Source organism: Halomonas hibernica (genome assembly GCF_013183775.1).
Taxonomy (GTDB): domain Bacteria; phylum Pseudomonadota; class Gammaproteobacteria; order Pseudomonadales; family Halomonadaceae; genus Vreelandella; species Vreelandella citrativorans.
In genome coordinates this window covers 185131-199076 of the sequence record NZ_VIFN01000003.1, presented here as the reverse complement: position 1 = coordinate 199076, position 13946 = coordinate 185131, and the positions used below count along the sequence as shown (strand labels likewise).

Sequence of the window (13946 nt, the reverse complement as noted above, 5' to 3'; positions counted from 1 at the left end):
TCCGCCATTTAAAAGCGTTAACCAAGGCTATCCAGCGCACGGCGCAGAGCTTTGCGCTGAAAAATCAACTTCCAGCGGCGTCCACCCTGCTGATGCCATAAGAGCCCAAACCGAATGCCTGACAATAAGCAGGCACGCACGCGTTCCGGCATCATACGGCTTTGCAGTAACGAGGGGTCACCCTGCACTACAATGCGCGTTTTAAACGTGGAAACCGTCTCCTTGTAAGCTTCGCCGAGGCTTGAGATGACGTTTTCATGGGTAGCGCTAAAGTGTTCGGCCTGACCCTGAATACGGGTAAGGTGCTGGCCCAGAGAATCCATCATGTCGTTGTTGGTGCGCAGCTTATTCATGACCAGTAAAATCGTAAAACCGTAGCGCAGCACTACCGGGTTGGCCTGCTTACGGCCTACCAGCGCCTCAAGCGTTTCAAGGCCACGGCGCAGGTTGTTGGGGTGGCCGCCATAGATCGCTTCAAAGCTTTCCGGGTTGGTATCCACGGTCGCTTCAATCAGCGTGTCCCAGGAGCGGGTATCCACTTGGCCGGTGCGCGCTAGCTCATCCACCAGGCTGGCTGCTTGAAACACTCCGGCCAGGGCAAGTGCCTGGCGTATAGCAGGTGAGTCAGGTGCCCGGTGAATGGGAGTGGGGGTGCTCATGCGGCAGTCTCCGTGGCATTCCATGTCGCGCGAATAACGCCGCCGCCCAAACAGATATCGCCATCGTAAAGTACCAACGATTGGCCGGGCGTCACCGCCCACTGCGGGTCATCGAACGTCACTTCAACGCCGCCATCGGGCAACGTGCGCATTTCGCAGGGGCAGTCGCTCTGCCGGTAGCGGGTTTTGGCGGTAAACCGGCCTGATGCTGCGGGTGGTTCGCCTGCGACCCAGTCCATGGCCTCGGTGGCCAGCGTATCCGAAAAAAGCAGCGGATGATGCTTGCCTTGTACCACGACCAGTACGTTGCGCTCTAAATCTTTTGTCGCTACGTACCATGGGTCTTCGGAGTAGTTGGCCAGCCCGCCAATCCCCAGCCCTTGGCGCTGCCCCAGGGTGTAGTACATCAGCCCCATGTGGTCGCCAATTACATCGCCTTCAGGCGTCTCAATCTTGCCGGGTTGCGCGGGTAGATACTGCTGTAAAAAGTCACGGAAGCGCCGTTCGCCAATAAAGCAGATACCCGTGGAGTCTTTCTTTTTGGCGGTGATCAGGTCGTGTTCTTCGGCAAGCGCACGAACGGCGGGTTTTTCCAGCTCGCCCACCGGGAACAGCGTGCGGGCGATAGCCGCTTCGGGCACCGCGTGCAGGAAGTAGCTCTGGTCCTTGTTACCGTCCAGCCCTTTAAGCAGGCGCGGGCGAACACCGCTGGTGCCTTGGCGAACGCGCCCTTCACGCACATAGTGGCCGGTGGCGATCTTCTCGGCGCCCAGCATTTCGGCGTATTCAAGAAATACTTTAAACTTGATTTCCCGGTTGCACAGGATGTCGGGGTTGGGTGTACGTCCGGCCTTGTACTCTTCCAGGAAGTGCTCAAACACGTTATCCCAGTACTCGGCGGCAAAGTTAGCCGTATGCAGCTTGATGCCCAGCTTGGCACATACTGCTTCGGCGTCGGCAAGGTCTTCCTTTGCCGTGCAGTATTCAGTGCCGTCGTCTTCGTCCCAGTTCTTCATGAACAGGCCTTCCACCTCGTAACCCTGCTGCTGCAGGATAAGAGCGGAGACAGACGAATCGACGCCACCCGACATGCCGACAATTACTTTGCCTGCGGCGGGCGCCTCGGTAGTGGGCGAGCCATTGGTGGATGTCATTGGCATCCTCGGTTGAAGTGGTATGCAATTGGGCGGTGATTATACACGATGGGGGGTTGGTGCTTCGAGTGCTTCACTCTTGAATGACGCTTAATGGATAGCAGCGTTCGCAGATAGCGTCCTCAATGCGCTTGAGTACCAAGGGGCTTCTTAAGCGGTTTGCGTCTTTTAAGGCGCGAATTTCGTCAAGCGTTAGCCAGTGGGTCGCCACAATGTCACGGTCCAGTGGGGTGTCTAGCTGCTTAAGCGGCTCGGCAAGAAACCCGTGGCTGTGAAAGGTCTGGCCACTCTTTGCGTGAAAAACATACAGACCTAAATAGCCCGTAAGTGTTACCTGCCAGGCCGTCTCTTCTTGCACTTCCCGTACGATTGCCGCCATAGGGCCTTCGCCCAACTCAATATGCCCCGCCGGTTGGTTAAAAACGGTAGTTGGGCCGCCCTTGGCTTCTTCAACCAGTAAAAAGCGGTCGTGATGTTGAATAACACAGGCGGCCGTACTGTGAATGGCACTGCTTCGAGTAGCGCTCATGAGGGCTTTCGCTGGCGCGAGGCAGGCGATTTGCCCGAGCGCTGGGAACCTGGCGCCTTCCTTGGGGCATGCAGGGTTTCCTTGCGCCATTCACCAGGCTGCAAATCACCCAACTGCCAGGCGCCTATCGAGGCACGAATCAAGCGTAGCGTGGGAAACCCGACGTGGGCGGTCATCCGGCGTACCTGGCGGTTACGGCCCTCGCTAATGGTCAGTTCCAACCAGCTAGTGGAGGGGTGGCGCTTGGGGTCGATGGCCGGTTCGCGGGGGGCAAGTGCCGGTGGCGCTATTAGTCGAGCTTTGGCAGGGCGGGTAGGTCCGTCCTTCAAGGTAATTCCGGCCCGCAACGCATTAAGCGCGGTGTCGTCGACCTGGCCTTCAAGCTGCACCCAATAGGTTTTGGGTTGCTTGTGGCGAGGGTGCGCAATTCGATGGATGAGCGCTCCGTCATCACTGAGTAACAGGAGACCTTCAGAGTCATAATCAAGTCGTCCAGCCGCATAAACACCGGGCACATCAATAACATTAGCCAGGGTGGCTCGCCCTTCATTATCGGTAAATTGGGAGAGCATGCGGTAGGGTTTGTGGAGTAAATATAGGCTGCTCATAACGTCTCTTACATCTTGCGCCGGATTTGTCGACAATCTCTCATGCGGTTAAAGTGCAGCGCTGGTATACTCCTGCGTGACCGCTGGAGTCGTCGTCAACACCACCGAAGTGATATCAAGGCAGCCAGATTGAGCTGCTTAGCGCGCTTCGCGGCACGGTCTATCGTCGAATGAGCCGCGTAGCTTAGTATTTTATAACTAAAGCGACAGAGAAAAGAGGTTAACGCAAAAATGTCCCAAACGCCGAAGATCATTTATACGCTCACCGACGAAGCCCCTGCGCTCGCGACATATTCCCTGTTACCGATTATCGATGCTTTTACAGACCCGGCCGGGATTGAAGTCGAGACACGCGACATTTCATTGGCGGCACGTGTGCTGGCCCAGTTCCCTGACCTGCTTAACGACGAGCAGCGCGTTAGTGATGACCTGGCAGAGCTTGGCAAGTTAGCGACTACGCCTGAAGCCAATATTATTAAGCTGCCCAATATCAGCGCCTCTGGCCCGCAGCTGAAAGCCACGATCAAAGAGCTTCAAGGCCAAGGCTACCCGCTGCCGGAGTACCCGGAAGAGCCTAAAAACGACGCAGAAAAAGCTATCAAGGCGGCTTACGATAAGGCCAAGGGTAGTGCGGTAAACCCGGTGCTGCGTGAAGGTAACTCTGACCGCCGTGCGCCGAAATCGGTCAAGAACTACGCGCGCAAGTACCCGCATCGCATGGGCGAGTGGAGCAGCGACTCTCAGTCTCACGTGGCTCACATGAGCGAAGGCGACTTCTACGGCAGCGAGCAATCCGCCGTTATGGAAAAAGCCGGCAAGCTCAAGATTGAGCTGCAGCAAAAAGATGGCTCCACAACTGTCCTAAAAGAAGGCCTGGCCGTTCTTGAAGGCGAAGTGATTGATGCTGCCTGCATGAGCAGCCGTCGCCTGCGCAGCTTTATCGACAGCGAAATCAGCGATGCCAAGGCGCGCAACGTACTGTTCTCGCTCCACCTGAAAGCCACCATGATGAAGGTTTCCGACCCCATCATGTTCGGCATCGTGGTTGAAGAGTTCTACAAAGCCGCACTTGAAAAGCACGCCGATGCGCTGAAGTCAGCTGGCTTTAACCCTAATAGCGGTATTGGTGATCTCTACAGTGCCATTGAGTCGCTGCCAAGCGACCAGCAAGACGCTATCAAAGGTGATATCGAAGCGCTTTACCAAGAGCGCCCGCCGATGGCGATGGTGAACTCCCACAAGGGTATTACCAATCTTCACGTGCCTTCTGATGTGATCATCGATGCCTCCATGCCGGCGATGATTCGTGACTCCGGTAAAATGTGGGGTGCCGATGACCAATTGCACGACACCAAAGCGGTTATTCCGGATCGTTGCTACGCGACTATCTATCAAGCGGTGATCGAAGATTGCAAAAAGCACGGTGCGTTTGACCCGACCACCATGGGTAGCGTGCCTAACGTGGGCCTGATGGCGCAAAAAGCCGAAGAGTACGGCTCCCACGATAAAACCTTCCAGATCGCTGCCGATGGCACCGTGGTCGTGACGGACGAAAACGGCAACACGCTGTTTAGCCATGACGTTGAAGCAGGCGACATCTGGCGTATGTGCCAGACCAAAGATGCGCCGATTCAGGACTGGGTGAAGCTTGCTGTTACGCGTGCGCGCGAAAGCGGCGTTCCGGCTATTTTCTGGCTGGATGCTAACCGCGCTCATGATGCGCAACTGATCAAGAAGGTAGAAGCGTACCTTAACGATCACGATACCAACGGCCTGGATATACGTATCCTGGCGCCGGTTGATGCCATGGCGGTATCGCTTGAGCGTATCCGCAAAGGCGAAGACACCATTTCTGTCACCGGCAACGTACTGCGCGACTACCTGACCGACCTGTTCCCGATCATGGAGCTGGGCACCAGCGCGAAGATGCTGTCTATCGTTCCGCTGATGAATGGCGGTGGTCTGTTTGAAACTGGCGCGGGCGGTAGTGCTCCTAAGCATGTTCAGCAGTTCCTGGAAGAGAACCACCTGCGTTGGGACTCGTTGGGCGAATTCCTCGCGCTGGCGGCATCGCTTGAGCACCTGGGCAGCACCTTCGGCAACGCACGTGCCACCGTGCTGGCGAAGACGCTTGATGAAGCCAACGGCAAGTTCCTGGATAGCAACAAGTCGCCTTCACGTAAGGTTGGTGAGCTTGATAACCGTGGTAGCCACTTCTACCTGGCACTTTATTGGGCAGAAGCGCTGGCCGCTCAGAATGACGATGCTGAGCTGAAAGCGCTGTTTGCTCAGTTGGCCGAGAAGCTGGAAGCCAACGAGCAAACCATCGTTGCAGAACTTAACGATGTTCAAGGAAAAGCCGTTGATATTCAGGGCTATTTCCGTCCGAACGGTGAGCTGGCAAGCCAGGCCATGCGCCCGAGCAAAACGCTGAACGAAGCGTTAGCCGTGGTGGCAAAAGGTTAAGGCCAAAATGCCCTCGTTAATGGGGGCGTGAAAGCGAAACCCTCGTTCCAATAAAGAACGGGGGTTTTTGACTTTTGAAGTATGATATTTTTGATGCCACGTGAACCCTTGTAGAACTTAAGCGTCATAGTCTTTGACGGGTTACCCTTGCGGCTGCAAAGGTGGAGTCGTTTCGACTAGGTCGTTTTATGCGTCTTGAGAGAACCAACAGTGCGATCTATGTCTATTCCAATGTTTGATATGACAATGTTCGGTATGACGACGGTTGATGTAACCGCAATGTCATATGCGATGGCCGGCATGACGCGGCCTGAAATGCCTGATGATGGGGATGTAGCGACTCAGTCTGCTGAGCCCGCTTTAGCACAACCGCCTCTATACAAAGTCGTGCTGCATAACGACGACTACACGCCCATGGATTTTGTTATTGAAGTGCTGCAAGAATTTTTCAGTATGGATAGCGAAAAAGCGGTGCAAACAATGCTGGCGGTGCATACCCAAGGAAAAGCGACCTGTGGTGTTTTTACACGAGACATTGCCGAGACCAAATGCCATCAGGTTAATGAGTATGCACGTGAATGCGAACACCCGTTAATGAGTGATATTGAAGCCGCAAATTGAAAGGGTTGATAAAAATTTGTCGGTGAGGCTTGCAACCCTGCCATTTGTACCCGATGTTGAAAGTGCCGGTCGACTAAATTGATCCGACGCAAGTCCTAGGTGGCGAAATGCCCTAGGTAGTAGCGAAAAGGGGACTGCCATGCTGAGCAAAGAACTTGAACTGACCCTGAACACGGCTTTTACCGTGGCCCGTTCAAAGCGCCACGAGTTCATGACCGTTGAGCACCTACTGTTAGCGTTGCTGGACAATGCCTCAGCAGTTGATGTCTTAAAAGCGTGTGGGGCAAACCTCGACAAGCTGCGGTCCGATCTGCAGGATTTTATTAATTCAACCACACCGCTTATTCCCGAAGGCCATGGGGACCGTGAAACGCAGCCAACGCTTGGTTTTCAGCGTGTGCTACAGCGGGCGGTTTTCCATGTTCAGTCGTCAGGCAAAAGCGAAGTTACCGGCGCCAATGTATTGGTGGCCATTTTTTCTGAGCAGGAAAGCCAGGCGGTCTATTTCCTCAAGCAGCAAAGCGTTGCCCGTGTCGATGCGGTTAACTACATCGCCCACGGTATTTCCAAAGTAGCAGGCCATGGCGAGGCGCCGTCATCATCGCAAGAGGGTGAGGAGGTCGAAGAGGGTGCAAGTGAAGGTGGTGCGCATCCGTTGACCGGATATGCCACTAACCTGAACGAGCAGGCCCGCTTGGGCAAAATTGACCCGTTGATTGGCCGTGACCACGAACTTGAACGCGTTGTGCAGATTCTGGCGCGTCGGCGTAAAAACAACCCGCTGCTAGTCGGCGAGGCTGGCGTAGGCAAGACCGCTGTGGCTGAAGGCCTTGCCAAGCGTATCGTTGAAGAAGATGTTCCGGACGTTATTGCAGACGCCGTAGTTTATTCGCTGGATATGGGCGCGCTGCTTGCCGGAACCAAATACCGCGGCGATTTTGAAAAACGTCTAAAAAGCCTATTGAGCGAGCTACGCAAGCAGCCCAATGCGGTGCTGTTTATCGATGAGATTCATACGATTATCGGTGCGGGTGCTGCCTCTGGTGGCGTAATGGATGCCTCTAACCTGCTGAAACCGCTGCTCTCCTCAGGCGAGCTGCGCTGTATTGGCTCCACGACGTTCCAGGAATTTCGCGGTATTTTTGAAAAAGATCGTGCATTGGCGCGACGCTTCCAGAAAGTCGACGTACTCGCGCCCTCGGTTGACGATACGATCAAGATTCTTAAAGGGTTGCGCTCTCGCTTTGAAGAGCACCACGAGCTTAAGTACACCGATGGTGCGCTGGAAAGCGCGGCACGTTTGGCCGATCGTTACATCAATGATCGTCATTTGCCGGATAAGGCCATTGACGTCATTGACGAGGCGGGCGCTCACCAGCGGCTATTACCCCCTGAGGTGCGCAAAAACACCATTGATGTAGAGCAGGTGGAAGCCATTGTGGCCTCTATCGCGCGCATTCCGCCGAAGAGCGTTTCAAGCTCGGACCGCAAGCTGCTTGAGAAGCTCGACCGCGACCTGAAAATGCTGGTGTTCGGGCAGGACGAAGCCATTGATACGCTCTCTGCCGCTATCAAGCTTTCGCGCGCAGGGCTTAAATCGCCCGATAAGCCGGTAGGTAGCTTCCTGTTTGCTGGGCCGACGGGTGTGGGTAAAACCGAAGTAGCCAAGCAGCTTGCCCATATCATGGGTATCGAGCTTGTGCGCTTTGATATGTCGGAATACATGGAGCGTCACACCGTATCGCGCTTGATCGGTGCGCCTCCCGGCTATGTCGGGTATGACCAGGGCGGGCTGTTAACCGAAGCAGTGACCAAGCAGCCGCACTGCGTACTGTTGTTGGATGAGATTGAGAAAGCGCACCCGGAAGTCTTTAACCTGCTGCTGCAGGTAATGGATCATGGCCGCCTGACCGATAACAACGGACGTGAAGCTGACTTCCGCCATGTTATTGTCATCATGACCTCTAACGCAGGTGCCGAGCAGGCCTCGCGTCGCTCTATCGGTTTCCAAAGCCAGGATCACTCAACCGATGCGATGGAAGTTATCCGCCGTACGTTCTCGCCGGAGTTCCGTAACCGCTTGGACGGTATCATTCAGTTCCATGCGTTACCGACGTCTGTTGTGCGTAACGTGGTCGACAAGTTCTTGATTGAACTGCAGGCGCAGCTGGACGAGAAGCGTGTACAGCTCGAGGTTGATGATGCGGCCCGGGACTGGTTAGCCGAGAAAGGTTACGATCCGGATATGGGTGCTCGCCCCATGGCGCGCTTGATTCAAGAGAAGCTGAAAAAGCCGCTTGCTGAAATGATTCTGTTTGGCGAGTTGGCCGATAATGGCGGTATTGTGCATGTCAGTCTGGAGGAGGGGGAGCTGCATCTCTCCACCGAGACTGAGATGGCGGATGCGCCCTGAAAAGGGCGCTAAGATCGCCTTAATGCGTAGCGCCTAATCATACCGTAATGCACAGCGCCCTGTCTTCGACGGGGCGTTGTCATATACAGGTAACGGCGCCGTACTGCGTGCTGGCTGAAAAGGCGTTATAAAGGCTTAGCGCGAACGGTAGACAATGCGGCCTTTGGAAAGATCGTACGGCGTTAGTTCCACTTTCACTTTATCGCCCGTCAGAATGCGGATATAGTTTTTACGCATTTTGCCGGAGATATGAGCGGTTACAACGTGACCGTTCTCAAGCTCAACACGGAACATGGTGTTGGGAAGGGTATCAACGATAACACCTTCCATTTCAATATGATCTTCGCGTGCCATATAGGCAGATCCTCACTTATTTAACGTAGTTAGCAAACCAAAACCGTTTCAGGTTTTAAGGGCCAGAAGGCTGACACTTAAGAAACAGCGCTATATTGTGCCGTAAGCCCGTCGTCAAGGCAAAAAAGCTGGCTTAATTTGCTGGCTTTAGCGAATTAAGGGCCGCCAATAACGCCCATCCAGCACTTCAATGGGAGAAAAATCCTGCTTGTAGCGCATTTTACGACACTCTTCGATCCAGTACCCTAAATACAGGTGGGATAGGCCTTTTTCACGCGTCAGCGCAATGAGCTGAAGGATAGCAAGGGTGCCTAAAGAGCGCCTGTCCAGGGCATCGCCAACGCCAAAAAACGTGTAAATGGCCGAAAGGCCATGCTCTAGCTGGTCAAATGCCGATACGGCCACCAGCTCCGAGCCTGCATATATCTCCAGCAAGTAGGCATACGGCTCCTCTAGGGTTAAAAACGTGCGGTACTGTTCACGATTGGGTGGGTACATGTCACCATCGGCATGGCGATGGCGAATATAGTCTGCATAGAGCTCATAGTGTCGCGCCTCATAGCGTGCAGGAACGACGCGAGTGGTGATATCTGCGTTCCGGCGCCACACCTTGCGCTGGGAGCGGTTGGGCGCAAAGGGCTCAACAGGAATACGCACGGACTGGCAGGCATTACAGTTTTCACAGTGGGGCCGGTAGAGATGCCGACCACTGCGCCGAAACCCGAGTAGCGCCAGCGAGTCATATACGCCCCGAACGGGAGACTCTTGCGGGTCAAGAAAAAGCGTTGTCGCTTCTTTGCCGGGTAAATAGCTGCAGGCATGAGGCACGGTAAGGAAGAAGCGCAGGTCCCGCACCGGCCGACGCGGAGTATTACTACTCAAAGCTTGCCTCCTTGATAAATTAACCCAACCCAGCCAGCATCACGGGGTGTTATAGCGCGATACCGCTTCTAGCCAGGGGGATGCAGGCACTGACAATGCCTCATGTGATGACACATTAAACGCCGCTTCGGGCAACCACTGTTCAAGATAGTTGATGAACGTCTCTCGGGCGACTGTTGTCGCACCCATGCTTGCAAGGTGCGGTGTGTGCATTTGGCAATCAATCAACTTGCCGCCATGTGCCTGCATAGCGCCCGCCAAGTGAGCAAGGGCCACTTTGGAGGCATCGGCGATGTTCGAAAACATCGATTCGCCGAAAAATACCGGTCCCATCGCTAAACCATAAAGGCCACCTACCAATTGGCCGGCGTGATGGACCTCGATACTGTGTGCAATCCCTAGACGGTGAAGCGCTACGTAGGCATTGTACATATCAACGGTGATCCAGGTGCCTGCGTCTTCATCGCGTGGCGCAGCACAGGCATTAATGACGTGTTCAAACTGTTGATTAACGGTGATGTTAAAGCCCCCATTGCGCAGTCGTTTTGCTAAGCTACGCCGCAGCTTGAACTGCTCAGGGCGTAGTACCATGCGCGGATCGGGGCTCCACCATAAAATGGGGTCGTCATCGCTGTACCATGGGAAAATACCGCGCCGGTACGCTTCCACCAGCCAGCGCGGAGAAAGCTCGCCACCTGCTGCCAGCAGCCCATTGGGCGAGTCCATGGCAATGCGGGTAGGCGGAAAGGTTGGGAATGGCGAAGAAAGCCAAGGTAGCATTACTTGCTCCTGTTACTGAGCACTTGATGAGAAGCTCTGTGACGGCGCAAGGATGCTCGGTATGATGCAAACTCGCAAGTGGATTAAAGACACCATTGAGGTGTAAAGGGAGAATCGCTTGAAAGTGAATAAGGCGGTAGACAAGCGAACGCAGCGTAATTCGCGTCAAGCACCATCTTCGGCCTCTTCTGCGCGGGTTAAGGCCGCGAAAGATAAAGCTCGCCGGTTCGGTCTGCGCTTACAAGGCTCGGTGCGTGAAGGCGTAGTAGTGGTACTGCTGGCGCTGTGCGTTTTTTTATTATTAGCACTATTTAGTTATCACCCGGAAGATCCTGGTTGGTCTTACCAGGGGCCTGAAACGGACGTTCGCAACTGGATGGGGCCGGTCGGCGCTTGGCTTGCGGATGTCCTGTATTCGTTGCTGGGGGCTAGTGCTTTGTGGTGGCCGGGTATGTTTGGCTTTACCGCATGGTGGCTAATGCGCTCGCGCCAGGTGCGCTTTGAGTTCGACCCCGTGGCGGTTGCCGTGCATGCTGGCGGTCTGGTGCTGCTGATGTTTGGCACGACCATGCTGGGTGCGCTGCACTTTTATCACCCTAACAGCATTTTACCCTATGCCTCCGGCGGTATTTTGGGGGAGGGGTTGGTCAATACCCTCAAACCACTGGTCGGCAGTGGTGGTGTGGGGCTAATTGCTGCGGCCTTGATACTGATTGGCTTCCCGCTGTTTAGCGGTACGTCCTGGCTGCGGGTGGCGGATGAAGTAGGTCGCCGCTTATGCCGTGTTGGTGGCTGGTTGAGTGCCCGCCGGGAAAAAAGTCGTGAGAAACGCCGCGAGCGGGCTGCGCTGCGCGCCTCTTTAAAGCCTGCGCCAAAAGCGGAAGAGCCTCCACGAGCACCTAAAGCCAAAACCAGCCGCGATACACATCGTGAACGTCGCGAGCCCGAGTTCTCGGCACCGTCTGCCGCGCAAGAAACGCCTGCGGCGACCACAAACGATACGTCGATTCCTTGGGCAGCGAGCGCTTTTTCAGCGGCAACGACGGCTGCCGAGACACAGACCAAGCCTGCGGTGGTAACGGCCACTGAGCCTGACGCTGTACCGCAGCCAGAAGCAGCACCAGAACCCGCGCAAGCGCCAACGCCTGAGGCAGTGAGCCCTGCAGCAGAGCAGAGTGATGAGCCAGTATCGATCAACGCTGACCGCACTTCTGAGCTCAATTCAGAGCCACCCGAAGCGCGTCAACCTGAGGTCATCCCAGAGCCCACGCCTGACAGCGACGCTGCGCCAGCCGCTGAATCATCAACGTCTGAAGAGCCGATGTCGTTACGCGCTTCTCGTGAAGACGATGCTGCGGTGCCCGCTGTCTCGCACTTCTTCCGTCAAGAAGAGGACGCCGAGGAAGCGCAAGACGATGAGCAGGGCAGCGAGCGAGATGATGAGTGGGAGAGTGAACAGGGCTTGAAAACAGAGGGCTTGAGAACAGAGGGCTTGAGAACGGAGGAGTGGCAGCACGATGGCTGGGATGAGCAAGAGCAGGCGGTTCAGGAAGACACGCCTCTGCGCCCTGAGCCTAAGTTAAGCGAACCCAGGCTAAGCGAACCCAGGCTAAGCGAACCCAGGCTAAGCGCGTTTGATCAGCCTGAGGTGGTGCCTCAAAGTGAGCCTTCACTTACCGCTACGCCTTCATATACAGAGCCCCGCCGTGAGCGGGTGCCTGAAGTCGTTCCTGAGCCGGTATGGGAAGAGGATGACGATGAGCCTTTGCTTAGCCCTACGCCTTTGCCCACCAACACTGCACGCCATGAGCCGACCTTCTCTGCGGATAACGTGGTCAATGAAGCCGACAGCGGGCCGACGCTCTGGACGGTTGAGCACCTGCAAAATCAGCGGCCTGCTTTTGAGACATTGCCTGAACCGGAAGGCGATGTGCCCAGCCTTCAACTACTAACGCCCGCTGAGCCGCATCAGCCGAACTACACAGACGAACAGCTGGCCGATATGGCAGAGCTGCTGGAAGTGCGGCTGCGTGAATATGGCGTAAAAGCAGAAGTAGTCGATACATGGCCTGGCCCCGTCATCACGCGATTTGAAATCAGGCCTGCGGCAGGGGTGAAAGCGTCCAAAATCAGCAATCTTTCCAAAGACCTGGCCCGCTCGCTAATGGTAAAAAGCGTGCGCGTGGTTGAGGTGATTCCTGGGCGGCCTACCGTTGGGATAGAGATTCCCAACCCGCATCGGGCAATGATTCGTCTGCGTGAAGTCATCGACTCCGAGCGCTACCAGCAGGAAACCTCACCGCTGACCATGGCGCTTGGCCAGGATATCGGTGGCGGGCCTGTGATTGCCAACCTCGGCAAGATGCCCCACCTGTTGGTGGCGGGCACCACCGGTTCAGGTAAATCGGTAGGCGTTAACGCAATGCTGATCTCGATGCTGCTGAAAGCCACGCCAGATGAGCTTAAGCTCATCATGGTGGATCCTAAGATGCTGGAGCTTTCGGTCTACGACGGTATTCCGCATCTGCTGGCGCCGGTCGTGACCGATATGAAAGAGGCCGCCAATAGCCTGCGCTGGTGTGTCGCTGAAATGGAGCGCCGCTATAAGCTGATGGCGGCCATGGGCGTGCGTAATATTGCCGGCTTTAACGGCCGATTGGACGAAGCTGAGCGCGCAGGTGCTCAGGTAGCCGACCCGCTTTGGGAGCCGCAACCCTGGGAAATGCACCAAACGCCCCCAGTGCTTGAGAAGCTGCCCTATATCGTGGTGGTCATCGACGAATTTGCCGACATGTTTATGATCGTCGGCAAAAAGGTGGAAGAGCTGATTGCCCGCCTGGCGCAAAAAGCGCGGGCAGCCGGTATTCACCTTATCCTGGCCACCCAGCGCCCCTCGGTGGACGTGGTAACGGGCTTGATCAAGGCGAATATTCCTTCGCGCATGGCATTTCAGGTCTCTTCACGGATCGATTCTCGTACGATTTTGGACCAGGGCGGCGCTGAAAGCCTGCTGGGTCATGGCGACATGCTGTATTTGCCTGCGGGCTCTGGTCCGCCTAATCGAGTGCATGGCGCGTTTGTTGATGATGACGAAGTGCACCGTGTGGTTGAGGATTGGAAGCGCCGCGGTACCCCTGAGTACATTGAAGAAATTTTGTCGGGCGGCGTCTCGGCTGATGCGCTAACGGGGCTTGAGGCAGAAGGCAGTGACGGCGACGATGCTGAACAGGACGCACTGTATGATGAAGCGGTTCAGTTTGTGACCGAAACCAAAAAAGCCTCGATTTCTGCGGTACAGCGGCGCTTTAAGATTGGTTACAACCGAGCCGCGCGCCTGGTAGATGCCATGGAGGCGGCACAGATCGTTTCTGCCATGGGCAGCAACGGCGCCCGCGAAGTATTAGCACCACCGCCGGTGGGGCATTAATGCCGCAATTAGTAATTCTGCATTTAGTAATCGTGCATTTAGTAATCGTGCAA

At 55.5% G+C, this 13946-nt stretch carries 11 protein-coding genes; 4 read left to right on the top strand and 7 right to left on the bottom strand.

What is annotated here, in order from left to right; all coding sequences use genetic code 11:
- Positions 1 to 17: 17 nt before the first annotated feature.
- From hflD to FKN99_RS06950, 4 genes are all read right to left on the bottom strand, one after another.
- Positions 18 to 659 (bottom strand): high frequency lysogenization protein HflD, encoded by a 642-nt coding sequence (gene hflD, locus FKN99_RS06965; protein WP_087106212.1) that lies wholly within the window; start codon positions 657 to 659, stop codon positions 18 to 20.
- A complete protein-coding gene (gene mnmA / locus FKN99_RS06960) occupies positions 656 to 1813 on the bottom strand; it encodes a tRNA 2-thiouridine(34) synthase MnmA (protein ID WP_172117184.1) in 1158 nt (385 codons plus the stop codon). Before mnmA ends, hflD begins: the two co-directional genes overlap by 4 nt.
- 73 nt (positions 1814 to 1886) lie before the next feature.
- Positions 1887 to 2342: an NUDIX domain-containing protein gene (locus FKN99_RS06955; protein ID WP_172117183.1), complete on the bottom strand. Its 456-nt coding sequence runs from the start codon at positions 2340 to 2342 to the stop codon at positions 1887 to 1889.
- Positions 2339 to 2950 (bottom strand): pseudouridine synthase, encoded by a 612-nt coding sequence (locus tag FKN99_RS06950; RefSeq protein WP_172117182.1) that lies wholly within the window; start codon positions 2948 to 2950, stop codon positions 2339 to 2341. Before FKN99_RS06950 ends, FKN99_RS06955 begins: the two co-directional genes overlap by 4 nt.
- A 231-nt stretch (positions 2951 to 3181) precedes the next feature.
- On the opposite strand from FKN99_RS06950, the gene FKN99_RS06945 reads away from it, so the two are divergent.
- The 3 genes from FKN99_RS06945 (at position 3182) to clpA (ending at position 8450) form a co-directional block, all read left to right on the top strand.
- Entirely contained in the window at positions 3182 to 5416 is a 2235-nt protein-coding gene (locus FKN99_RS06945) for an NADP-dependent isocitrate dehydrogenase (RefSeq protein ID WP_172117181.1), read from the top strand.
- Between the two features lie 315 nt (positions 5417 to 5731).
- Complete coding sequence (gene clpS, locus FKN99_RS06940; protein ID WP_087106453.1) at positions 5732 to 6037, top strand: ATP-dependent Clp protease adapter ClpS; 306 nt, start codon at positions 5732 to 5734, stop codon at positions 6035 to 6037.
- Between the two features lie 139 nt (positions 6038 to 6176).
- A complete protein-coding gene (clpA, locus tag FKN99_RS06935; RefSeq protein ID WP_172117180.1) occupies positions 6177 to 8450 on the top strand; it encodes an ATP-dependent Clp protease ATP-binding subunit ClpA in 2274 nt (757 codons plus the stop codon).
- 135 nt (positions 8451 to 8585) lie between these two features.
- Here the strand turns inward: clpA and infA are convergent, their stop codons facing one another.
- From infA to aat, 3 genes are all read right to left on the bottom strand, one after another.
- Positions 8586 to 8804 (bottom strand): translation initiation factor IF-1, encoded by a 219-nt coding sequence (infA, locus tag FKN99_RS06930; protein WP_007111068.1) that lies wholly within the window; start codon positions 8802 to 8804, stop codon positions 8586 to 8588.
- Positions 8805 to 8951: 147 nt separating this feature from the next.
- Positions 8952 to 9686 (bottom strand): arginyltransferase, encoded by a 735-nt coding sequence (locus FKN99_RS06925; RefSeq protein WP_172117179.1) that lies wholly within the window; start codon positions 9684 to 9686, stop codon positions 8952 to 8954.
- Positions 9687 to 9725: 39 nt separating this feature from the next.
- Positions 9726 to 10466, bottom strand: coding sequence for a leucyl/phenylalanyl-tRNA--protein transferase (gene aat / locus FKN99_RS06920; RefSeq protein WP_172117178.1), 741 nt, complete (start codon positions 10464 to 10466; stop codon positions 9726 to 9728).
- 118 nt (positions 10467 to 10584) lie between these two features.
- Here aat and FKN99_RS06915 point away from each other — a divergent pair, with 118 nt between their 5' ends.
- Positions 10585 to 13893, top strand: a complete 3309-nt coding sequence (locus FKN99_RS06915; protein ID WP_172117177.1) for a DNA translocase FtsK — start codon at positions 10585 to 10587, stop codon at positions 13891 to 13893.
- The last annotated feature ends 53 nt before the right edge of the window (positions 13894 to 13946 follow it).